This is a genomic window from Streptomyces sp. NRRL WC-3742, from assembly GCF_000720635.1.
Taxonomy (GTDB): domain Bacteria; phylum Actinomycetota; class Actinomycetes; order Streptomycetales; family Streptomycetaceae; genus Kitasatospora.
Window position 1 is genome coordinate 120,445 of sequence record NZ_JOCF01000009.1, and the last position, 22,678, is coordinate 143,122.

The 22,678-nt window shown below is 74.2% G+C and carries 17 protein-coding genes and 1 riboswitch; of the genes, 6 read left to right on the forward strand and 11 right to left on the reverse strand.

What is annotated here, in order from left to right; genetic code table 11:
• Positions 1-84: 84 nt before the first annotated feature.
• Positions 85-3,723: a cobaltochelatase subunit CobN gene (cobN, locus tag IH61_RS0108140; RefSeq protein WP_031067133.1), complete on the reverse strand. Its 3,639-nt coding sequence runs from the start codon at positions 3,721-3,723 to the stop codon at positions 85-87.
• Positions 3,720-3,920, reverse strand: coding sequence for a hypothetical protein (locus IH61_RS0108145; protein ID WP_031067136.1), 201 nt, complete (start codon positions 3,918-3,920; stop codon positions 3,720-3,722). Before IH61_RS0108145 ends, cobN begins: the two co-directional genes overlap by 4 nt.
• Before the next feature lie 47 nt (positions 3,921-3,967).
• Positions 3,968-4,052, reverse strand: a riboswitch (cobalamin riboswitch).
• Positions 4,053-4,241: 189 nt separating this feature from the next.
• On the opposite strand from IH61_RS0108145, the gene IH61_RS0108150 reads away from it, so the two are divergent.
• From IH61_RS0108150 to IH61_RS0108160, 3 genes are read left to right on the forward strand one after another with little or no spacing between them, the layout of a single operon-like run.
• Positions 4,242-5,531: a hypothetical protein gene (locus tag IH61_RS0108150; RefSeq protein WP_234327073.1), complete on the forward strand. Its 1,290-nt coding sequence runs from the start codon at positions 4,242-4,244 to the stop codon at positions 5,529-5,531.
• Entirely contained in the window at positions 5,528-6,154 is a 627-nt protein-coding gene (locus IH61_RS0108155; protein ID WP_031067141.1) for a precorrin-8X methylmutase, read from the forward strand. Before IH61_RS0108150 ends, IH61_RS0108155 begins: the two co-directional genes overlap by 4 nt.
• Positions 6,151-7,671 (forward strand): precorrin-2 C(20)-methyltransferase, encoded by a 1,521-nt coding sequence (locus IH61_RS0108160; RefSeq protein ID WP_031067148.1) that lies wholly within the window; start codon positions 6,151-6,153, stop codon positions 7,669-7,671. The genes IH61_RS0108155 and IH61_RS0108160 overlap by 4 nt, the downstream gene beginning before the upstream one ends.
• 93 nt (positions 7,672-7,764) lie before the next feature.
• Here the strand turns inward: IH61_RS0108160 and IH61_RS0108165 are convergent, their stop codons facing one another.
• Positions 7,765-9,513 carry a TIGR03767 family metallophosphoesterase gene (locus tag IH61_RS0108165; RefSeq protein WP_031067151.1) on the reverse strand — a complete coding sequence of 583 codons (1,749 nt, stop codon included), beginning with the start codon at positions 9,511-9,513 and terminating at the stop codon, positions 7,765-7,767.
• Between the two features lie 290 nt (positions 9,514-9,803).
• On the opposite strand from IH61_RS0108165, the gene IH61_RS0108170 reads away from it, so the two are divergent.
• Both IH61_RS0108170 and IH61_RS0108175 read left to right on the forward strand, forming a co-directional pair.
• Positions 9,804-10,988: a cobalt-precorrin-5B (C(1))-methyltransferase gene (locus IH61_RS0108170; RefSeq protein ID WP_031067154.1), complete on the forward strand. Its 1,185-nt coding sequence runs from the start codon at positions 9,804-9,806 to the stop codon at positions 10,986-10,988.
• Between the two features lie 161 nt (positions 10,989-11,149).
• Positions 11,150-12,679: a UDP-N-acetylglucosamine 1-carboxyvinyltransferase gene (locus IH61_RS0108175; RefSeq protein ID WP_031067157.1), complete on the forward strand. Its 1,530-nt coding sequence runs from the start codon at positions 11,150-11,152 to the stop codon at positions 12,677-12,679.
• Between the two features lie 85 nt (positions 12,680-12,764).
• Here the strand turns inward: IH61_RS0108175 and IH61_RS46835 are convergent, their stop codons facing one another.
• The 7 genes from IH61_RS46835 to IH61_RS0108210 all read right to left on the reverse strand — a co-directional run bounded on the left by IH61_RS46835 (position 12,765) and on the right by IH61_RS0108210 (position 20,855).
• Positions 12,765-13,286, reverse strand: coding sequence for a DUF4913 domain-containing protein (locus IH61_RS46835; protein WP_063763160.1), 522 nt, complete (start codon positions 13,284-13,286; stop codon positions 12,765-12,767).
• Positions 13,283-16,639, reverse strand: coding sequence for a S1 family peptidase (locus tag IH61_RS0108185; RefSeq protein WP_031067163.1), 3,357 nt, complete (start codon positions 16,637-16,639; stop codon positions 13,283-13,285). Before IH61_RS0108185 ends, IH61_RS46835 begins: the two co-directional genes overlap by 4 nt.
• An 81-nt stretch (positions 16,640-16,720) precedes the next feature.
• The gene (locus tag IH61_RS0108190; RefSeq protein ID WP_031067166.1) at positions 16,721-17,461 is read right to left on the reverse strand and encodes a cobalt-precorrin-6A reductase; all 741 of its coding nucleotides are present in this window, start codon (positions 17,459-17,461) and stop codon (positions 16,721-16,723) included.
• A complete protein-coding gene (gene cobM / locus IH61_RS0108195) occupies positions 17,458-18,219 on the reverse strand; it encodes a precorrin-4 C(11)-methyltransferase (RefSeq protein ID WP_031067169.1) in 762 nt (253 codons plus the stop codon). Before cobM ends, IH61_RS0108190 begins: the two co-directional genes overlap by 4 nt.
• Entirely contained in the window at positions 18,216-19,517 is a 1,302-nt protein-coding gene (locus IH61_RS0108200; RefSeq protein WP_031067171.1) for a bifunctional cobalt-precorrin-7 (C(5))-methyltransferase/cobalt-precorrin-6B (C(15))-methyltransferase, read from the reverse strand. Before IH61_RS0108200 ends, cobM begins: the two co-directional genes overlap by 4 nt.
• A 189-nt stretch (positions 19,518-19,706) precedes the next feature.
• The gene (locus IH61_RS0108205; RefSeq protein WP_031067174.1) at positions 19,707-20,156 is read right to left on the reverse strand and encodes a gamma-glutamylcyclotransferase family protein; all 450 of its coding nucleotides are present in this window, start codon (positions 20,154-20,156) and stop codon (positions 19,707-19,709) included.
• Between the two features lie 105 nt (positions 20,157-20,261).
• Positions 20,262-20,855, reverse strand: coding sequence for a dihydrofolate reductase family protein (locus IH61_RS0108210; protein ID WP_031067177.1), 594 nt, complete (start codon positions 20,853-20,855; stop codon positions 20,262-20,264).
• 165 nt (positions 20,856-21,020) lie between these two features.
• Here IH61_RS0108210 and IH61_RS0108215 point away from each other — a divergent pair, with 165 nt between their 5' ends.
• Entirely contained in the window at positions 21,021-21,596 is a 576-nt protein-coding gene (locus IH61_RS0108215) for a TetR/AcrR family transcriptional regulator (protein WP_031067180.1), read from the forward strand.
• 344 nt (positions 21,597-21,940) lie between these two features.
• Here the strand turns inward: IH61_RS0108215 and IH61_RS0108220 are convergent, their stop codons facing one another.
• Positions 21,941-22,504, reverse strand: a complete 564-nt coding sequence (locus IH61_RS0108220) for an EF-hand domain-containing protein (protein WP_031067182.1) — start codon at positions 22,502-22,504, stop codon at positions 21,941-21,943.
• Between the last annotated feature and the right edge of the window lie 174 nt (positions 22,505-22,678).

Below are 22,678 nucleotides of genomic sequence, written 5' to 3' on the forward strand. Positions count from 1 at the left end.
CAGACGGAAGCGCGCCAGGTTGACGCGGACCGGCCACCACCTGCCGCCCGGACAGCGGCGGGTGGTGGCCGGCCCCGAGGGCTGTCAGCCCTCCTCGCCCTCCAGGTCGCCCTCGGTCTCCAGGAACGCGGCCTGGAGCTGCTCGATCAGCTCCGGGTCGGGCTGCTCCCACAGGCCCCGGCCGGCCGCCTCGAGCAGGCGCTCGCTGATGCCGTGCAGGGCCCAGGGGTTGGCGCCGGCGAGGAACTCGCGGTTGACGGGGTCGAGGACGTACTCCTGGGTGAGCTTCTCGTACATCCAGTCGGCGACCACGCCCGTCGTGGCGTCGTAGCCGAACAGGTAGTCCACCGTCGCGGCCATCTCGAAGGCGCCCTTGTAGCCGTGGCGGCGCATCGCCTCGATCCAGCGCGGGTTGACGACCCGGGCGCGGAAGACGCGGGCGGCCTCCTCGGTCAGCGTCCGGGTGCGGACGGTCTCCGGGCGGGTGGAGTCGCCGATGTAGGCGGTGGGGGCCCTGCCGGTCAGGGCGCGGACGGTGGCCACCATGCCGCCGTGGTACTGGAAGTAGTCGTCCGAGTCGGCGATGTCGTGCTCGCGGGTGTCGGTGTTCTTCGCGGCGACGGTGATCCGCTTGTAGGCGGTCTCCATCTCCTCGCGCGCCGGGCGGCCGTCGAGGCCGCGCCCGTACGCGTAGCCGCCCCAGACGGTGTAGACCTCGGCGAGGTCGGCGTCGGTGCGCCAGTCGCGGCTGTCGATCAGCTGGAGCAGGCCCGCGCCGTAGGTGCCCGGGCGGGAGCCGAAGACGCGCACGGTGGCCTTGCGCTCGTCGCCGTGCACCGCGAGGTCGGCCTGCACGTGGGCGCGGACGTAGTTGTCCGCGTCGGGCTCCTCCTGGGCGGCGGCCAGGCGCACCGCGTCGTCCAGCAGGGCGACGACGTGCGGGAAGGCGTCGCGGAAGAAGCCGGAGATGCGAAGCGTCACGTCGATGCGCGGGCGGCCCAGCTCCTCCAGCCCGATGGCCTCCAGGCCCGTGACCCGCCGCGAGGCGTCGTCCCAGACCGGGCGCACGCCCAGCAGGGCGAAGGCTTCGGCGATGTCGTCGCCGGCGGTGCGCATGGCGCTGGTGCCCCACAGCGAGAGCCCGACCGAGGGCGGGTAGGCGCCGTCGTTGTCGGCGGTGTAGCGCTCGATCAGCGAGGAGGCGAGGGCCTGGCCGGTCTCCCAGGCGAGCTTGCTGGGGACGGCCTTCGGGTCGACGGAGTAGAAGTTGCGGCCCGTCGGCAGCACGTTGACCAGGCCGCGCAGCGGGGAGCCGGAGGGCCCGGCGGGGACGAACCCGCCCCGGAGGGCGTGCAGGACGGCGTCCAGCTCGTCGGTGGTGGCGGCCAGGCGCGGCACCACCTGGGTGGCGGCGAAGGCCAGCACCTCGCGGACGGCCTCCGGGTGCCCGGCGGCGACCTTCTCGACGGCCTCGGGGGACCAGTCCTCGGCCTCCATCGCCTCGACCAGGGCGCGGGCCTGGGCCTCGGCGGCGTCGGTGGCGCCCAGGGTGAGGGCCGCCTCGTCCAGGCCGAGCGCCTCGCGCAGGCCGGGCAGGGCGCTGACGCCGCCCCAGATCTGGCGGGCGCGCAGGATGGCGAGCACGATGTTGACCCGGTCGACGCCGGCGGGCGCCTGGCCGAGGACGTGCAGGCCGTCGCGGATCTGGGCGTCCTTGATCTCGCAGAGCCAGCCGTCGACGTGCAGCAGGAAGTCGTCGAAGCCGTCGTCCTCGGGGCGCTCGTCGAGGCCGAGGTCGTGGTCGAGCTTGGCTGCCTGGATGAGCGTCCAGATCTGGGCACGGATGGCGGGCAGCTTGGCCGGGTCCATCGCGGCGATGTTGGAGTGCTCGTCGAGGAGCTGCTCCAGGCGCGCGATGTCGCCGTAGGAGTCGGCGCGGGCCATCGGCGGCACGAGGTGGTCGACGAGGGTGGCGTGGGCGCGGCGCTTGGCCTGGGTGCCCTCGCCCGGGTCGTTGACCAGGAAGGGGTAGATCAGCGGCAGGTCGCCGAGGACGGCGTCGGGGCCGCACTCGGCGGACAGCGCGGCGGTCTTGCCGGGCAGCCACTCCAGGTTGCCGTGCTTGCCGAGGTGGATGGCGGCGTGGGCGCCGAAGCCGCCGTCCTCCTGCGCGGCCTCGATCCAGCGGTAGGCGGCCAGGTAGTGGTGGCTCGGCGGGAGGTCCGGGTCGTGGTAGATCGCGACGGGGTTCTCGCCGAAGCCGCGCGGCGGCTGGATGAGGACGAGCAGGTTCCCGGAGCGGATCGCGGCGAGCACGATGTCGCCGTCGGGGTTCTGGGAGCGGTCGACGTACAGCTCGCCGGGGGCCGGGCCCCAGTGCTCCTCGACCCGCTCGCGCAGCGCCTGCGGGAGGGTGGCGTACCAGCGGCGGTAGTCGGCGGCGGGGATGCGCACGGGGTTGCGGGCGAGCTGGTCCTCGGTCAGCCAGTCCTGGTCGTAGCCGCCGGCGGCGATCAGGGCGTGGATGATCGCGTCGCCCTCGTGGCCGCCGTCCTCGTCGTGGCCTTCCCCTTCCGACTCGCCGCGCGAGAACCCGGGGATGCTGTCCCCGAGGTCCATGCCCTCCTCGCGCAGCCGCTCCAGCAGGCGCACCGCGCTGGCCGGGGTGTCCAGGCCGACGGCGTTGCCGACACGGGCGTGCTTGGTCGGGTACGCGGACAGGACCAGCGCCAGGCGGCGCTCGGCGGCCGGGACGTGGCGCAGCCGGGCGTGGCTGACGGCGGTTCCGGCGACGCGGGCCGCGCGCTCCGGGTCGGCGGCGTAGACGGTCAGGCCGTCCTCGTCGAGCTCCTTGAAGGAGAAGGGGACGGAGATCAGGCGGCCGTCGAACTCCGGCACGGCGATCTGGGTGGCGGTGTCCAGCGGGGAGAGGCCGTCGTCGCTGGCCTCCCACTGGGCGCGCGACCAGGTCAGGCAGAGCGCCTGGAGGATCGGCCGGTCGAGGGCGGCGAGCGCGCCCGCGTCCCACGCCTCCTCGTCGCCGCCGGCCTGGGCGTCGGCCGGGCGGGTGCCGCCGGCGGCGAGGACGGTGGTGACGATCGCGTCGGCCTCGCCGAGGGCGGCCAGCAGCTCGGGCTCGGCGCCGCGCAGCGAGGCGCAGTAGTAGGCCCTGGCCTGCGCGCCCTTGTCCTCGACGGCCCGGCAGAGCGTCTCCACGAAGGCGGTGTTGCCGCTCATGTGGTGGGCTCGGTAGTAGAGCACCGCGACGGTCGGGCCGTCGGTCGTACGGGCTTCGCGCTCCAGCGGCCCCCACGCGGGCGCGGAGGCGGGCGGGGCGAAGCCGTGGCCGGTGAGCAGCACGGTGTCGGAGAGGAAGGCGCCGAGCTCGGCCAGGTTGGCGGCGCCGCCGTGGGCGAGGTAGGCGTGCGCCTCGGCGGCGATGCCGGCCGGGACGGTGGACAGCTCCATCAGCTGGGCGTCGGGGGCCTGTTCGCCGGTCAGCACGATCACCGGGCGGGGGCCGGCGAGCAGCGCGTCCAGGCCCTCCTGCCAGGCGCGGCGCCCGCCGAGGAGGCGGACCACGACCAGCTCGACGCCCTCGAGCAGCGCGGGCAGCTCCTCGGGGGAGAGCCGGGCGGGGTTGCCGAGGCGGTAGGGGACGGGGCCGCTCGAGGCGCGGGCGCTCAGCAGGTCGGTGTCGGACGTCGACAGCAGCAGGATCATAGGAAGGCCCTCCCGGCCTCGTCGGTGGCCAGGATGGCCGCGGTGATGGCCGGGGTGGCCGAAGTCTGGGCCTGGGCGGCCGTGGTGACGGCTGTGGTGGCGGTCGCGGTGACGGCACGGTGGGCCGCGGTGACGGCACGGGGTGCCGGACAGGCGTCCGGGGACGCGGACGCGCGCAGGCGACGGCGCTGGTGCATAGCTGCCTTCCTCGGGGTCCGCGCCCCGGGCCGGTGGAGGACGGCAGGAGTTCCTGGCTCCCGCGGCCACCGGTCGTCCGGTGCGCCGCGGTCACAGTGGCGGGACCGCACCGGGCTCACACCGGTTTCCTCCCCTGCGCCGTCGCTGGCGTGGACGGTCCGCCGGGACCGCCCGCCCAGCATCGTACGGGGTGCGGCTGACCTGCGGGAGAGCCCGCCGGAGCTCGACGGGGGCGGGCCGGGGTGAACGGGCCCGGGGCGGGCGGGGATGTGACGCGACGGACGGAGGCAACGGATCGGATCATCTGTATGCTCGCCGCCATGCCACCGACACCCGACCCCACCCCGCCGGGCGCCCCGGTGCCAGGGCGGGCGGTGTCCGACCGGGCCCGGGCGGACGTCTGCCCCGGCGCGCTGCGCCTGCACGCCGCCGACGACGGCGCCCTGGCGCGCATCCGCCTGCCCGGAGGTGAGCTGACGGACCGTCAGGCGCTCGCCCTCGCGGAGGCTTCCGAAGCGCTCGGCGACGGCGCCCTGGAGACCACCTCGCGCGGCAACGTCCAACTGCGCGGCCTGGGTTCGGACTGCGCGGGCGAACTCGCCGAGCGGCTGCGGGCGGTGAGGCTGCTGCCCTCCGACACCCACGAGCGGGTGCGCAACATCGTCGCCTCGCCGCTGGCCGGGCTTCCCGACGCCTCAGGGCCCGACGTGCGGGCCTGGGTGCGGGAACTGGACGCGCGGCTGTGCGCGAGCGACTGGGCGGCCGGGCTCTCCGGCAAGTTCCTGTTCGCCCTGGACGACGGGCGGGGCGACGTCGCCGCGCTCGACGCCGATGTGACATTGATCGCAGGCTCGGCGGGCGAGGGCGAGGGCGAGGGCCCGGGCCCGGGCCCGGGTTCCGGGAGCGCCGCCCCGCTGCTGCGCCTCGGGCGCGACGCGTACGGCCACCCCGTGGAGCCCGGCCGGGAGGTGACGGCCGTCCTCGACGCCGCCCGCGCCTTCCTCGACGCGCTGCGCACCACCGGCCGGCGGGCCTGGCACCCGCGCGAGGTGCCCGACCTGCTGCCCGCCGGCACCGTGGCGCTGCCCGGCTTCGCCGGTGAGGCGCCCGCCCTCGGCGTGCTGCCCGGCGCGCTCTCGGTGGGCCTGCGCTTCGGCCGGGCGAGCGCCGCGCAGTGGCGGGCGCTGGTCGCCGCCTCGGCGGGCGGGCTGCGGCTGACGCCCTGGCGCGGCGTGGTGCTGCCGGGGGCCGCGGCCCCCGGGCTCGCGAAGCTGGCGCAGGCCGGCTTCCGTACGGAGGCGGGCTCGGCCTGGGAGCGGGCCAGCGCCTGCACCGGGCTGCCGGGCTGCGCCAAGTCGCTGGCCGACGTCCGGGCGGACGCGGCCTCGGCGCTGGACGCCGCGGGTGCGGCGACAGGACTTCCCGTGCACTGGTCCGGCTGTGAGCGGCGCTGCGGACACCCGGCCGGACGGTGGGTGGACGTGCTCGCCACGGGGCAGGGCTACCGGGTGACGGTGAACGGGCCGGCGGGCGCCTCCGGGGCGGCCGTCGACGTGAGGAACGAGCAGACGGCCGAGGCGGTCGCCGCGGCCAGGAGGACCACCAAGTGATCGAGTACGAGAAGGACGGCGCGTCCATCTACCGCCAGTCCTTTGCCACCATCCGCGCGGAGGCCGACCTGGCCGCCCTCCCGGCGGACGTCTCCCAGGTCGCGGTGCGGATGATCCACGCCTGCGGGATGGTCGACCTGGTCGAGGACCTGGTGTACTCGCCCGGCGTGGTCGCCTCCGCGCGCGCCGCCCTGAACGCCGGTGCGCCGATCCTGTGCGACGTCAACATGGTCGCCAGCGGAGTGACCCGCAAGCGGCTGCCCGCCGACAACGAGGTGATCTGCACCCTCACCGACCCGTCCGTGCCCGAGCTCGCGCGGAAGATGGGCAACACCCGCAGCGCCGCCGCCATGGAGCTGTGGCTGCCCCGGCTGGAGGGCGCGGTGGTGGCCGTCGGCAACGCGCCGACCTCGCTGTTCCGGCTGCTCGAGATGATCGAGGCCGGCGCGCCGCGACCGGCCGCGGTGATCGGCGTCCCGGTCGGCTTCATCGGCGCCGCCGAGTCCAAGCAGGCCCTGGCCGAGCACGCCTCGGGCCTGGAGCACCTGGTGGTGCGCGGCCGGCGCGGCGGCAGCGCGATGGCCGCCGCCGCCGTCAACGCGATTGCGAGCGAAGTAGAGTGACGGACCGTCAGAACACCCCCACCGGACGGCTGTACGGGGTCGGGCTCGGCCCCGGCGACCCGTCGCTGGTGACCGTCCGCGCGGCCGAACTCATCGGCAAGGCCCACGTGGTGGCGTACCACAGCGCCCGCCACGGCCGCTCCATCGCGCGTTCCATCGCCGAGCGGTACCTGACGGGCGGTCAGATCGAGGAGAAGCTGGTCTACCCGCTCACCGTCGAGACCACCGACCACCCCGGCGGCTACCGGGGCGCGCTGGACGAGTTCTACGAGGAGGCGTCCGCCCGGCTGGCCGCCCACCTGGACGCCGGACGCGACGTCGTCGTCCTCGCCGAGGGGGACCCGCTCTTCTACGGCTCCTACCAGCACATGCACAAGCGCCTCGCGCACCGCTACCCGACCGAGGTCGTGCCCGGCGTGACCTCGGTGAGCGCGGCGGCGGCCCGGCTGGGGCAGCCGCTGACCGAGGCCGAGGAGACGCTGACCGTCATCCCGGGCACGCTGCCCGAGGAGGAGCTCACCGCGCGGATAGCCGCCGCGGACTCGGCCGTGATCATGAAGCTGGGCCGCACCTTCCCGGCCGTGCGCCGCGCGCTGGAGCGGGCCGGGCGGCTGGAGGACGCGCAGTACGTGGAGCGCGCCTTCATGGAGGGCGAGCGGATCGCCCCGCTGGTCGAGGTCGAGGGCGAGAGCGTCCCGTACTTCTCGGTGGCGGTGCTGCCGAGCAAGGTCGCGCCCCTGGAGCCGGTCGTACGGCTGGCGGACGGTATGGGCAGCGTGACCGTGGTCGGCACCGGGCCGGCCGGGCCGCTCTGGCTCACCGCCGAGGCGCGCGGCGCGCTGTCCGAGGCCACCGACCTGGTCGGATACACCACCTACCTGGACCGGGTGCCCGAGCGGCCCGGGCAGCGGCGGCACGGCTCGGACAACAAGGTGGAGTCGGAGCGCGCCGAGTACGCCCTCGACCTCGCCCGGCGCGGGCACCGCGTGGCGGTGGTCTCCTCGGGCGACCCGGGTGTGTTCGCGATGGCGACCGCCGTCCTCGAGGTCGCCTGCGAGCCCGACTACCGGGACGTGCCGGTGCGCATCGTCCCCGGGATGACCGCCGCCCACGCGGCCGCCTCCCGGGCAGGCGCCCCGCTCGGCCACGACTACGCGGTGGTGTCCCTCTCGGACCGGCTCAAGCCCTGGGAGGTGGTGGCCAAGCGGCTGCGCGCCGCCGCCGAGGCGGACCTGGTGCTGGCCCTGTACAACCCGGGCTCCAAGTCCCGCATCACCCAGGTCGGCCTGGCCCGGGACCTGCTGCTGGAGTACCGCGCGCCCGAGACCCCGGTCGTCATGGCCCGCGACGTCGGCGGCCCGACCGAGCGCGTCCGGATCGTCCGCCTCGGCGAACTGGACCCGGCGCTGGTCGACATGCGCACGATCCTGCTGATCGGCTCCTCGCAGACCCAGGCGGTCGAACGGGGCGGCGGCGTGCAGGTCGTCTGGACGCCCCGGCGGTACCCGGAGGACTGACGGCGGACGGGGTTCAGCGAACAGCTAACAGATAACAGTCGACAGATGACGGCGAACAGATGGTGACATCTGTTCGCCGTCATCTGTCCTTCGTCACCGCGTCGGCTTGGCGATCAGCAGCTCGGTGTTGTGGTCCTGGCCCGAGCCCAGCAGCGCCGTCGGCCGCCCGTTCGGGTCGTTGTACGACAGCTCGCGGTACAGCGCCGCCAGGTTGGCGTCCGAGGTGCTGGTGAAGTCCGTCCCGTACGGGGCGGAGGACTCGATCAGCGTGGTGAACAGCGAGAGCGTCCCGTCGCCGTTGTCCGCGACCTCGATGATGCGGCCGTGCTGCGGGTAGTCGATGTGCGAGGCGGTGTTGATCTCCCAGAACGCCCGCTCCGGCACCGCGTGCCCGTGCGGAGTGATCTTGTTCATGTGGGTGTGCCCGTTCACCCAGCCGACCACGTTCGGGTAGCGCTGCAGCAGCGCCACCAGCTCGTTGCCGTCGTGCCGCTTCTCGAAGATGTTGCGCGGGTCCGGCAGCAGGTTGCCCATGCTGGTGCTGGTGTGGTGGCTGAAGACCAGCACCAGGTCGTCCGTGCTCCCGCCCGTCACCCGGCGCCCGCTGCCGTCGTACCAGTGCCCGCTGTGCGCCTGCAACTGCTGCTCCAGCCAGCGCAGTTGGGCGCTGCCGAGCGAACCGTCCGCGAATCCGGCCTGGTTGGTGGTGTCCAGGCTGATGCCGACGACCTTCTCCGAGATGCGGAAGGTGTAGTAGAGCTTGCCGCTGCCCACCATGTCCGAGGTGAACCCGTGCCCGTACGGCCCGGCGCCGGTGACGGCCGGGTTGAGGTGGGCCTTGGCGAACTCCTTGAGCGTGAACGGCTTTCGGCGCGCGTCCGGGGTGACCTCGCGCACCGCCTCGCCGTCCACGATCAGCTTGGCGAGCAGCAGCACCGCGCCCGCCGGGTCCCGCCGCAGGGAGTCCATCAGCTGCGCCGCCGTCGCGTCGTCGCAGCCCTCCAGCTTGTAGCGGCCGGTGTAGAGCTCGTTCAGCAGGCCGAAGTCCGGCAGCGAGCCCTCGATGCTGTCGTCGTGGTTGCCGACCGTGGTGTACCAGGGGGTGCGCAGGCCCGGCGCGTCGAAGGGCCGCCCGGCGGCGGAGAGGAAGCCGGGCACCTGCGGGAAGCCCGCCGCCTTGTAGACGTCGGCGTAGGAGAGCTCGGGGTTCCAGTAGCCGACGTTGCCGGAGTTCTGCACGCCCTCGTAGCGGCTGGTGTCGCCGGTGTTCTGGGCCAGGCGCCCGCCGCCCATGACCGTGAGGTACCAGTCGAGTTCGGCCAGCTCGTGGTTGTCGGTGTTGTCGCCGGTGGCCATCACCATGCTGAACGGCAGGCCCGTGTAGGGGCCGCCGGCCAGCGAGTTGACCCGCTCGACGAGCGAGGAGACGCCGCGCGCGTTGAGCGCCTCCTGCGGCCGGTAGGCGCTGCCGTTGAACTTGGCCAGGTACTCGAAGCGCACCGGGGACTCGGTGTCCACCAGGTGCAGGTCGCTGAACTGCACGAAGCTGGCGAGCCCGGTGCGGCGGTCGTCCCGGCCGGCGCCCGGCGCGGCGAGGTCCCCGCGGACCATCAGCGGCCAGCCCGGTCCGGCCGTCAGCCGCTTGTAGCCGCCGGTGCCGACGGGCGTGGCCACCTGCTCCAGCGTCGTGCCGGTCACCGAGACCGCCCGCGCGGCCGTGGCCGCCAGCGCCTTCTCGCGCACCGCCGCCGAGGCGAGCTGCGCGCCGCTCAGCGACAGGGCCGACCAGGCCGCGGCCACCGAGGTGCCGGTGAGGAACGTGCGCCGCTTCATCCCTGCCATGAAAATACCCCCACAAACCGAAGGCCCGGCCGGGTTGTCCCCGCCGCCGGACCACGTCATGAACCTGTCTGAACCCGTGAGTAACGGAGCGAAAGATTACTGGCTGGTAGCCCGTACGGGGAGCCCCGTGCGGGGAACAGTTCGAGAACGGGCGGAGGCGCCCGTCCCCTTCTCCTCCTCTCGCCCGGCCCCATCTCCTCCCCGGTCGTCGCCCATCAGGGCGGATGGGGGAAAATCGGCGGGTGCGGCCGCGGTGGCCGCGGCGCGACGCGGTCGGAGGCGAGGCACAGGTGGCCCCAGCGGGAGCAGCAGCGGGAGGCCGGGCCGGCCAGCTGAAGAGCAGCGGCCTGCGGCCGGGCTGGACGACGGGCGCCTGCGCCACCGCCGCCACCAAGGCCGCCTACACCGCCCTGCTCACCGGCGACTTCCCCGACCCGGTGACCATCACCCTCCCCAAGGGCCAGCAGCCGGCCTTCGCGCTCGCCGCCGAGGAACTGACCGACGGGCGGGGCGAGGAGCTGACGGACGGGCGGGCCGACGCGCGGGCCGAGGAGACGGCCGCCGCCATGGCCGGGGTGGTCAAGGACGCCGGCGACGACCCCGACGTGACCCACGGCGCGCTGATCCGCTCGACCGTCCGGGCCGGCGAGCCCGGTACGGGCGTGGTGTTCCGGGCCGGCCCCGGCGTGGGGACGGTCACCAAGGCGGGCCTGCCGCTGCCGGTCGGCGAGCCCGCGATCAACCCGGTGCCCCGGCAGATGATCCGCGACGCGGTCGCCGAGGTCGCGGCCGCGCACGGGGGCAGCGGGGACGTGGTGGTGGAGATCTCCGTGGACCACGGCGAGGAGATCGCCCGCTCGACCTGGAACCCCCGCCTCGGCATCCTCGGGGGCCTGTCCATCCTCGGCACCACGGGCATCGTCGTCCCCTACTCCTGCTCCGCCTGGATCGACTCGATCCGTCGCGGGGTGGACGTGGCCCGCGCCGCGGGCCGTACGCACGTGGCGGGCTGCACCGGTTCGACCTCGGAGAAGGTCGCGGTCGCGGTCCACGGCCTGCCCGAGGACGCGCTGCTCGACATGGGCGACTTCGCCGGCGCCGTCCTCAAGTACCTCAAGCGCCACCCCGTGGCCCGGCTGACCATCGCGGGCGGCTTCGCCAAGCTCTCCAAGCTCGCCGCCGGCCACCTCGACCTGCACTCGGCGCGCTCCCAGGTGGACAAGGGGTACCTGGCGGGCCTGGCCAGGCGCGGCGGCGCGGACGAGGAGCTGGCGCGGGCGGTGGCGGAGGCCAACACGGGCCTGGAGGCGGTGCAGTTGTGCCGGGCCGCCGGGGTGCCGCTGGGTGACCTGGTCGCCGAGGCGGCCCGGGCGACGGCGCTCGGCGTGCTGCTCGGCTCGCCGGTGGCGGTGGACGTGATCTGCATCGACCGCGCGGGCACGATCGTGGGCCGCGCGGAACCGCTGGGGCTCTGAACGGCGTCGCCCCGGACGCCCCGTTGGTACAGCAGAAGCTCAGTAATATCGCGCGGTGATGTGAAGATCTGACGGCCATACGGAGAGAGAAACGGACAAATGTAGTGCCGTGTCCGCCCTTGATTCTGTCGTCATCTCACCCATGAGATATTGTCTGCCGAGTGACAGGCGACTATCTCACCCGTATCGGCACCCTCATCCGTACCGCGCGCCAGCACCGCGGCTGGTCCCAGGCGCAGCTCGGCGAGGCCCTCGGAACCAGCCAGAGCGCGGTCAACCGCATCGAACAGGGAAAGCAGAACGTCAGCCTTGAGATGATCGCCCGCATCGGCGAAGCCCTCAACAGCGAGATCGTCTCCCTCGGCTACTCCGGCCCGATGCACCTGCGCGTCACCGGCGGCACCCGGCTCTCCGGCGCCATCGACGTCCGCAGCAGCAAGAACGCCTGCGTCGCGATCCTGTGCGCCTCGCTGCTCACCACCGGCCGCACCACGATCCGCAGCGTCGCCCGGATCGAGGAGGTCTACCGCATCCTCGAGGTCCTCACCAGCATCGGCGTCAAGAGCCGCTGGATCAACGAGGGCCGCGACCTCGAACTCACCCCGCCGGCCGAGCTCGACCTCGCCGCCATGGACGTCGAGGCCGCCCGCCGCACCCGCAGCGTCCTGATGTTCCTCGGCCCGCTGATGCACCGCGCCGAGCGCTTCGCCATCCCGTACGCCGGCGGCTGCGACCTCGGCACCCGCACCGTGCAGCCGCACCTGACCGCGCTGCAGCGCTTCGGCCTGGAGGTCGCCACCACCGGCGGCGCCTACCACGCCTCCGTCCAGCCCGGCGCCCCGATGGACCGGCCCATCGTGCTGACCGAGCGCGGGGACACCGTCACCGAGAACGCCCTGCTCGCCGCCGCCCGCCACGACGGCGTCAGCGTCATCCGCAACGCCTCGCCCAACTACATGGTCCAGGACCTGTGCTTCTTCCTGGAGAAGCTCGGCGTGCGGATCGAGGGCATCGGCACCACCACCCTCACCGTGCACGGCGTCCCGCAGATCACCCGCGACGTCGACTACACCCCGGCCGAGGACCCGGTGGAGGCGATGAGCCTGCTCGCCGCCGCCGTCGTCACCTCCTCCGAGCTGACGATCCGCCGGGTGCCGATCGAGTTCCTGGAGATCGAACTCGCGGTGCTGGAGGGCATGGGCCTCGACTACGACCGCACCCCCGAGTACCCCGCCCACAACGGCCACACCCGGCTCGTCGACCTCACTGTGCGGCCCTCCAAGCTGACGGCGCCGATCGACACCATCCACCCGATGCCCTTCCCCGGCATCAACATCGACAACGTGCCGTTCTTCGCCGCCATCGCCGCGGCCGCGCACGGCACCACGATGATCCACGACTGGGTCTACGACAACCGCGCCATCTACCTCACCGAGCTCACCCGGCTCGGCGCGGACGTCAAGCTCCTCGACCCCCACCGCGTCCTCGTCCAGGGCCCCACCCGCTGGCGCGCCGCCGAGATGATCTGCCCGCCCGCGCTCCGCCCGGCCGTGGTCATCCTGCTCGCGATGCTCGCCGCCCAGGGCACCTCCGTGCTGCGCAACGTGTACGTCATCAACCGCGGCTACGAGGACCTCGCCGAGCGCCTCAACTCCATCGGCGCCCAGATCGAGACCTTCCGCGACATCTGAGCAGAGGTCTGATCAACCGTCAGCTGCCCCTCCCGCCCCACCTGTTGAGGCCGGAGGGGCAGCTTCGTCGCATCCATCCCGGTGTTCAGGGCAGGGGTGGGGGGTTGGGGTGGGTGTAGGCGATCCAGTCGAGCCAGGGGTTCTGGGAGTGGCGGATGGCTTCGGGGGTCAGGGCGGAGCGGTCGGCGATGAGGGAGAACGCCGGGTGGCTCATCAGCTCGTCCGGGGCGGGGTCGACCGGGAGGGGTTCGGGGTCGACGTGGCCGCCGGCGCAGCCGGCGAAGGCGCCCGTGTCGGGGTCCCGCAGGACGGCCAGGTGGGGGTCGGCGTGCTGGGTCCACCAGGTGGACAGGCCCAGGGCCGCGTCGGCGCTCAGGTACTCGAACGACCGCCACATCGTCGCCAGCCGGGCGACCGCGTCGGGGTGCCGCCACCACTGGCGGCACCAGGTGCCCCGTCGTCCGTCGTGGTGCTCGGCCAGCATCACGACGAGGTACTCGCGGACGAAGGAGTCGAGACTGGTGAACAGCAGCGTCTGTACGGCCTCCTCCGGTTCGGGCTCCAGCCAGTCGTCGAGGTCGCGCTGCGCGGACTCGTCGTTGCTCATGTTCCACCCCTGTTCACGGCGAACGCCGCATCGTACAGAGACCGGTTGAGGATCTGGGGCTCCCGATGGAGCCGGTGGGCGACGCGGAGCGCTTCCTGCGCCGGCCGGACGCCGTGGACCCGTCGGTCCCCGCGCGGGGCCGCGCCCCGCCGGATCTCCGACAGGGTCAGCAGTGCGTCGGCCAGTTCGGCCCGCACCAGCGCGGCCCGGCCGCCGGGCAGGCGGCGCAGGATCGACACGGCCTTGCGCGCCGCGGCGACGGCCCGGGGGAGGTCCCCTGTCACAAGGTGGACCCGGGCGAGCAGTTGGAGCGCAACGGAGAGGTCGGGCACGTAGGCCAGGTCGGTGTCGCCGCCTTTGGGGGCGCGGTCGGCCAGGAGCCTCCACACCCGTACGCCCTCCCGGGCGTGGCGCACCGCGGCCTCGACGTGGTTCAGGCCCAGTTCGTACCTCGTGAGGAACGCCAGCGAGCGGGCCCGGACGATCAGGTACTCCTCGGGGTACTGCTCGCCGATGCGCCGTCGCAGCACGGCGGCCTGGGCGGGGGTCGACCCGTTCGTCCGGTACACCCATGCCGTGCTCGCGGGCTCGGCCCGTCCGTGGCTCCGTGCCGTCCAGCCCCTGGCCAGGTCGATGCAGCGCGCCGAGTCCAGTTGCCGCTCCATCAGGACGTCGAGGGCGTCCGCCAGGAACGCCTCCGAGGCGAGCGGATCGTGCCGGGCGCGGTCGCGGTGGTGGCGGACGGCGAAGTGGGCGGCCGCGAGGGCGAGGCGGTGGTAGCCGGCCAGGGCGTAGTCCTCGGCCAGGTCCATCAGGACGGCGGCGACGTCGCCGCGGTAGCGGTCCCCGTCCTGGCGCATCAGCTCGGTGTAGTGCCTGCCCGCCTCCTCCAGCAGCCGCCGGGCGGTGGCCCGGTCCCCGGAGACGTGGGCGGCGAGTGCCAGGGAGTGGACGGCGTCGGCCAGGTCGCCGAGATGGGCCGCCCGGACCTCCTCGGTCGGGCCGGTGCCCCAGGTCATCAGCGAGGTGTTGAGGTGGACGGCGTTGCGGGCGGCCTCCATCGCCTTCTCGGCGGTCCCGGAGCGCCGGAGGGCGTGGGCGAGGCTGGTCAGGCAGCGCGCGAGCGGCGGGAGGTACTCCTCCGGGTCCTGGACGGCCAGCCGGCGCAGGATGAGCTCGGCCTCCTCCAGGGGCGCGAGGTCGCCCGAGGGACGGCTCGGGGTGAGGGAGCAGGCCCACTGCTGCTTCAGCGCCCAGGCGAGGTCGGCCCGGTGCTCGGGGGCGTCCGCGGCCCGGGCCCGGTGGTACCGGACGAGCTTGCGGGACAGGGTGATCTCGAATCCGGTGAGGACCGGAATCCCCGGGGGCATCGCCAGGTACAGCGCGGTGAGGGCCTCCAGGCAGGCGCGGTCCTCCTCGACGGCCCCGCCCAGCAGGTCGAGCAGCCGCCTGGCCGTGGCCGTACGCCCCGCCAGGGTGTGGGCCAGCACGGCGCGCATCAGGTCGATGAGCGCCTGCTTCTGCTGGGCGGGGGAGGCGACGGCCAGGATCTCGGGGAGGAGGTCCTCGTCGTCCAGGACCATCCTCGCCCCGAGGTGCTCGGAGAGGCGGTCGGGCTGGACGCGGCCCCAGTACTCGCTCGGCGACGGGTACAGGCTCCTGACGAGCAGCGCCAGTTCGACGTGGAGGTGGGCGGGGAGCACGCTCAGGCGGGCGAACGTGTCGACGGCCTCCCGCCGGCCGGGCGCGCCGCAGAGGGTGGCGACCGCGACGGCGAGGCTGAGCAGTTCCCGGGAGACGGCGATCCCGTTGCGCCTGGCGGCCTGGGCCCAGTATCGGCTCTCGTGGTCGAGCAGGGCGTCCTCCAGGGTGGCGGGGGAGAACTGCCGGACGGTGTCGGCCGAGGGGAGCGGCGCGTGGCGCAGCAGCGCGACCAGGGCGCTCAGCTGGAGGTTGAACGGGACGCCGTACGCGTCGTCGGCGAGGTCCTCGGGCGGCTGGACGATCTCGGCGACGGCCTGCCAGTGCGCGGGGCGGCTGGTTTCGTCGACGGGCAGGGGATGGCCCGGCAGCCGTTCGAGCTGCGGGGCGAGGGCGCGGAGCACCTGCCGGTAGTGGGCGCGGCGGGTGGCGAGGCCGTCCCTGATCGGCTGGAGTTCGCGGACGGGCGCGCCGCGGACCAGCTCGTCGGCCCAGGAGCCGGACAGCAGCGGGTCGGTGCGCCAGGCGCCGGCGGCGCGGGCGACCAGCAGCAGACGGATCGTGGGCCGCTGCCTGCGCCGGGCGAGGACCGCCTCGACGAAGCCGCGGATCTGCGACGCCTCGGCCTCGGCGTAGTCCGTCACGAGCAGCAGCGGGCCCTCGACGCGGCTCAGGGCCCGCCCGGTGTCGTCGGCGAGCGCGTTCTGGCGCAGTTGCCCCGCCGTCCAGCCCTCCCGGCGCATGTGGGCGACGAGCCAGCGGGCGAGGCGGGTCTTCCCGGTGCCGCCGGTACCGGCGAGGATGCGCACGGAGACGTCCGGGCCGTCCGGGCGGCACCAGTCGCGCAGTTCGCGCTGCTCGGGTTCGCGCCCGTGGAGGGGGACCACCTCGAACTCGGCGTTCAGCAGGCCGGCCGGGGAGAGCGGGCGGTGGTCCGGGGCGAGGGGAGCGAGCAGGTGGGCGATCTCGATGGGTTCCGGGAGGAGGGGGGCGCCGGCACGGGCCTCGAGGAGCGCGCGGAAGCCGTCGTCGGCGAGGAGGGCCTGGGCGGGGGTGGCGGTGAGCAGGCTGCCGTGCGCGGGGCGGCGGTCGGTGCGCACGACGCCGAGGAGAAGGTCCTGGTCCTGGTGGAAGAGGACGGCTCCCGACATGCCCGACCAGGGGGTGGCGCCCGGTGCCGGGAACCGCTGCGGGGGCAGGGGCTGGGCGCTGCGGACCTCGTAGCGGTGGGTCAGCGCTCCGGTGCCGGGGTCGATCACCCCGGACAACTGCCGGGTGTCGTAGGTGCTTTCGGTGGCGTCGACCCGCGGGAAGCCGATCGCGGTGACCGGGCAGCCGGGCCGGTCGGTGACGAAGACGCCCCAGCGCAGCGGCGGCAGGTCCGAGGCCCCGAGGAAGGGGCGGCCGGCGGTGCGGAGCAGGGCGGCGTCCACCTGCTCGTCCCGGCGCTGCCAGAGGGTCTCGGCGGCGACCGGGTCGTTCCCGGCGTGGGGGAAGCGGACGGTGACCGACTCGAGGTCCGGGCCGCCCGTCGCGGTGAGCGCATGGGCGGCCGTCAGTACCAGGTCGGGCGCGACCAGGTACCCGGAGGCGCGCTTCCTCACCCCGTTGGCGAACCTGACCCGGACGAAGGCGAGCCGCCTGTCTGCCACACGTCCCCCTGGGCCGAACGGCTCTGCCGCGTACGTGACTTCGTGCGTGCAGGCGTCATCCCCGGACGGGCGCGGCCGAAACTACCCGAGGCGCTCCAGCCAGTGCAGGGCGCCCTCCACGTCGGGGGCGACGGGCAGGCCCTCCGGGACCGGGGGGCGTTCCACGAGGACGACGGGCAGGGCGAGTTCGCGGGCGGCGGTGAGTTTGGGGGCGGTGGCGGCGCCGCCGCTGTCCTTGGTGACGAGGACGTCGACGCGGTGGGTGCGCAGCAGCGCGCGTTCGTCGTCGAGGGTGAACGGGCCCCGGTCCAGGAGGACCTCGAGCGAGGGCGGCATCGGCGGCTCGGGCGGGTCGACCGAGCGGGCGAGGAAGTGCAGGTCGTGGAGGTGGGCGAAGGCGGCGATGCCCTGGCGGCCGGTGGTGAGGAAGACGCGGTGGCCGAGGCCGGGCAGCAGGTCCGCCGCCTCGGCGAGGGAGACGGCCCGGTGCCAGCGGTCGCCGGGGGCGGGGGCGAAGCCGGGGCGGCGCAGCACGAGCAGGGGGACGCCGGTGGCGGCAGCCGCGAGGGAGGCGTTGCGGGAGATCCCGGCGGCGAAGGGGTGGGTGGCGTCCACGACGGCGTCGACGTGTTCGGCGCGCAGCCAGTCCGCCAGGCCCTCGGGGCCGCCGAAGCCGCCGATCCTCACCTCCCCGGCGGGCAGGCGGGGTTGGGCGACGCGCCCGGCGAGTGAGCTGGTGACCCGGTGCCCGGAGGGGGCGAGCGCGGCGGCCAGCGCCCGTCCCTCCGTCGTCCCGCCGAGGACCAGGATGTGCCGCGTCATGCGCCGCAGGGCTCGTGCGGGCGTTCGCGCTCCGTCGAGTAGAGGTGGCTGTCGCGGAACTGCTCGGCGGCCAGGGTGCGGCCGACGATGATGACGGCGGTGCGCACCACGCCCGCCTCCTTGACCTGCCCGGCGATGTCGGCGAGCGTGCCGCGCAGCACCAGCTCCTCGGGGCGGCTGGCCATCGCGACCACGGCGGCGGGGCAGTCGGCGCCGTAGTGGGGCAGGAGCTGCTCGACGACGTCGTCCACGTAGCCGGCGGCCAGGTGCAGCACCAGCAGGGCGCCGCTGCGGCCGAGGGTGGCGAGGTCCTCGCCCTCGGGCATGGGGGTGGCGCGCTTGGAGATCCGGGTGAGGATGACGGTCTGGCCGACGGTCGGCACCGTCAGCTCCCGCTTGAGCGCGGCCGCGGCGGCGGCGAAGGCGGGCACGCCGGGGACCACCTCGTAGGGGATACCGGCCGCGTCGAGGCGGCGCATCTGCTCGGCGACGGCGGAGAAGACGGACGGGTCGCCCGAGTGGAGCCGGGCGACGTCCTGGCCGGCGCGGTGTGCGGCGACGAGCTCGGCGGTGATCTGGTCGAGGTTGAGCTGCGCGGTGTCGATCAGGCGGGCGCCGGGCGGGCACTCGTCGAGCAGCTCGCGCGGCACCAGGCTGCCCGCGTACAGGCAGACCTCGGCGCGGGCCAGGATGCGCTGGCCGCGCAGGGTGATCAGGTCGGCGGCGCCCGGGCCGGCTCCGATGAAGTGGACGGTCACGAGGCGTTCTCCTGAGGGGTGTCGGACGGCGCGTCGGCTCGGGCGCCGGCCGGGGTTTCGGGCGGGGTTTCGGCCGGGGTTCGGGGCTTGACGACGGACCACTGGGTGACGGGCATCGCCTGGCGCCACCCGGTGAAGCCGCCGACCGGGACGGCGTGGGCGACGGCGAGCCTGACGAGGTCCCCGCCGTGGCGCCGGTACCACTCGGCGAGCAGTGCCTCGGACTCCAGCGTCACGGTGTTGGCGACCAGCCGGCCGCCGGGGCGCAGCGCCGACCAGCAACTCTCCAGCAGGCCGGGTGCGGTGAGGCCACCGCCGATGAACACGGCGTCGGGGGCGGGGAGTTCGGCGAGCGCGGCGGGGGCGCGGCCGGAGACCACGCGCAGGCGGGGGACTCCCAGGGTGGCGGCGTTGCGGCTGATCCGCTCGGCGCGGACGGGGTCGCGCTCGACGCTGACGGCCTGGCAGTCGCGGTGGGCGCGCAGCCACTCGACGGCGATCGAGCCGGAGCCGCCGCCGACGTCCCACAGCAGTTCGCCGGGGGAGGGGGCGAGGACGGCGAGGGTGGCGGCGCGCACATGGCGCTTGGTGAGCTGGCCGTCGCTCTCGTACGCGGTGTCGGGCAGGCCCGGCACGAGGGAGTTGTGCGGTCCTTCGCCGAGCTGGACGGCGATGACGTTCAGCGGGTCGCCGGGGGTGTGCGGCCAGTCGTCGGCGCGGCCGAGGAGGCGGCGTTCGGAGGCGTGGCCGAGCTTCTCCAGCACGGTCAGGCGGGCGGCGCCGTGGCCGCGTTCGGTGAGCAGCGCGGCGACGGCGGCCGGGGTGGTGGCGTCGGCGCTGAGCACGAGCAGGCGGCGGCCGGGGTGCAGGGCCAGGGTGAGGGTGTCCAGGGGGCGGCCGACCAGGCTGACGACCTCGGTGGACTCCAGCGGCCAGCCGAGGCGGGCGCAGGCGTAGGAGACGGAGGAGGGGTGCGGCAGGAAGCGCAGCCGGTCGGGGGTGTCGACGACCTCGGTGAGGGTGCGGCCGATGCCGTAGAACATCGGGTCGCCGCTGCCCAGGACGGCGATCCGGCGGCCGTGGTGTTGGGCGAGCAGGCCGGGGACGGCGGGGCGCAGGGGGGAGGGCCAGGCGATGCGCTCGGCCTCGACCTCGCCTGCGGGGAGGAGGTCCAGTTGCCGGGTGGCGCCGAGGACCACCTCGGCCTCGCGCAGGGCGTCCCGGGAGGTGGGTGCCAGGCCGGGCCAGCCGTCGGCCCCGATCCCGACGACGGTGATCGGGGGTGGCTGCTCGGGCACCGGGGGCTCCTCGTCGATCGGTCCTGTGTTCCCGCATTCCTGCTGGTCGGGGCAGCCTACCTGGCGGACAGAGTTCAGCGAACGAAAGGTGAAAGCTGTTCGCTGACATCTGTCGGTTGTGATCTGTCAGCTGTTATCCGTCGGTTGTCATCCGTCGGCTGTTATCCGTCGGCTGTCATTCGTCAGGCGTCAGCCGTTCGCCGCCGACCAGTCCCCCGAGGCGATCAGCGCCGGCCGCTCGTGCAGCCGCGCCGCGACCACCGGCCCGGCGAGGTACACCCACGCCTCCCGCGTCTCGCCCGTCCCGCTCCCGATCCGCACCGCGAGCCGCCGCCGCACGTACAGGCCCGTGCCGTCCTCGCGGCAGTCCTCCAGCCGGTCCAGCGAGGCGAGCGCCTGCGCGTACGCGCCGGGGCGGACGGTGATCAGCTCGCCGAGCACCCGGCGTCCGGGCGTGGAGTCCGGCACCGCGAACGGGTACCCGGGGCCCTCGTGCAGGGCGGCTCCGTCCAGTACCGCCGGCCGGACGTCCGCGCAGCGCCCGGCGAGGTGGGCGGCGTGGTTGTGCCCGCCGCTGCGCAGGGTGCCGTAGACGAAGAACGGCAGGGCGTCACCGGAGACGGACGCGACACGGGACACGGGTGCGGACCTCCAGGGCGGGGCCGTCCACGGTACGCCCCGCACCCGTCCGGCGGTACGGGCGGTCCGGGCGGTGTCGGCGGTGCCGGCAGGTCCCGCCGCCCGTCACGACTGCGCGGCCGCGCGCTCGTACGTGAGCACCACGTTCCCCCGCTCGAAGATCCGGCTGTCCGTGAGCGTGAAGGCCCGCGGCTCGAAGCCCGCGCGGAACAGGGGGACGCCTTCCCCGGCCACCACCGGGTACTGCTTGACGATCAGCTCGTCGATCTCGGGCAGCAGCTGCCCCGCGAGGTCGGCGCCGCCGCAGAGCCAGATCCCGAGCCCGCCCTCCTCCCGCTTGAGCCGGCGTACCAGCCCGAGCGGGTCCTCCGAGGTGATCTCCACCTCCGGCTCCAGGGCCGGGTCGAGGGTGCGCGAGAGCACGATCTGCCGCAGGTGCCCGTACGGGCTGGTGAGGCCGACGGCCAGCCCGGGCTCGTAGGTGCCGCGCCCCATCAGGACGGTGTCGAAGCGCTTGTTGGGCGCCTCCGCGATACCGACCGCGGCGCGCGCGGGGGTCGGGATGGTCTCCGGGTACTCGCCGAACAGCGTGGGGGCGTAGTCCTCGGTGACGAAGGGGTTGAAGAAGTCGAAGCCGCCGTTCGGGTCCGCGATGAAGCCGTCGATGGTGGCGCCGATGAGGTAGGTGAGCTTGCGCATACAGGTCCTTGGGGTCGGGGACGCGAATCGGTCGGCCGGGCAGGGCGTTTCGGCCCGCCGCGCCAACCACTCCAGTTAGAGTACTCCATCTGTAGTGGTTGTCCAGCCGCACGAAACTCCGGGGCCGGGAAGAGCCCCCGAACCCGTGGAAGAGAGAATCGGCCCATGGTCCAGAACCCCGCCCGCCGCACCGCCCTAGCCGACGCCGCCATCGAGGTCCTCGCCCGCGAGGGCGCCCGCGGCCTCACCTTCCGCGCGGTCGACGTGCAGGCGGGCGTGCCCAACGGCACCGCCTCCAACTACTTCACCAACCGCGACCACCTGCTCAACCAGACCGCCCGGCACATCCACCACCGGCTCACCCCGGACCCGGTGATGATCGCCGAGCTGCTGCTGGCCCCCCACGACCGCGACCTGGTCAAGGCCCTGGTGCGCGACATCTTCCGCCGCATCTCCGAGGACCGCGCGGGCTACGTCGCCCTGCTGGAGCTGCGCCTGGAGGCCACCCGCCGCCCCGAACTGCGCGCCCGGCTCACCGAGGCGGTCCGGGAGGAGCTGGACGCCAACGTCGGCTACCACCTCGGCCAGGGCCTGCCGGGCGACCGGGAGACCGTCGTCGTGCTCTACCTCGCGATGACCGGCCTGATCCTCGAACACCTCACCCTCCCCGAGGTGCTCGGGACGGACGGCCTCACGGCGCTGATCGACGCGATCGTCGAGCGGATCGTCCCGGCCGCCTGACCGACCGGCCGCCTGACCGCCCGCCCGGCCGACCGGCCGTGTCGTGGGCGGCGGCCACCAGGCCGCCGTAACGGGCCGTCCACGTCAGCGGGTTGGGGTCCTCGGCTCCGATCCCGGTGCGTTCGATGCCGCGCGGGAGCACCCACAGGCTGGTGCCGAGGCTCTGCTTCCGGCCCGTGTTCCGGCCGACCGGCACCGGCTGGGCGTCCCGTTGCCACGGGACGCGAGTGCACATGGCCGGAACCATAGCCGCAATTCGGACATCCGGCCCGACTGCCCCGGGCCGGTCGCCGCTGTCGCCCCCCGCCGTCGCGCCGCCCCGCGGACCGGGAAGGAAGACCGGCTCAGAGCTCGGAGGGAGCCACTCCCGTCCACCAGTTGCCGGGCGCGTCCGGGTCGCGGCTGGTCCAGTACTCGATGATCGCGCGCTGGAACTCGGCCGCGGAGAGCACGCCGTCGCCGTCCAGGTCCAGGTGGCGGAACGCCTCGTCGGCGTCGTCGCGCGAGAGGCCCGCGAAGTGGCCGCGCTGGAAGACGAAGAACTCGCCGGCGTCGATTGTCCCGCTGCGGTCGGCGTCCGCGACGGTCAGGAAGGCCGTGGCGAGGGCGCCGTAGCAGTTCCGGGCGGCCTCCGGGTCGTCCGCGACGGCGGCGGTCGTGCGCAGGAACTGCTCGCGGGTGACCTCCTCCGTGCCGACGGGCAGGCGGGACAGGTGAAGGTCCTGCCAGATTGTCAGATAGGCCCGGACGATGACGGCCTCGGCCTCCGACCCCTCGCGGTGGCCGAGCGAACGGGCCACCGACTGGCCCATCAGCATGTGGTCCCGTTCGGTGATCAGCCCGTCCCCGTCGGCGTCGAGGTGGTCGAAGCCGTGGTTGATCTTCGCGATGAGCAGATCGTCCGACAATGTGCCTCCTTGGCGGTGACCACTGCTCACGCGCCGTCGCGCGTGCGCCACATCGCCAGCACGCTAACCTGCGGGCCCGCCCCCGCGCAGCAGAACGACGAGTGAACGGGTGCACCACTCGTTCCTGCTCGCCCGGCCCCGCCCGGCCCCGCCCGGCCCCGCCCGGCCCGGCCC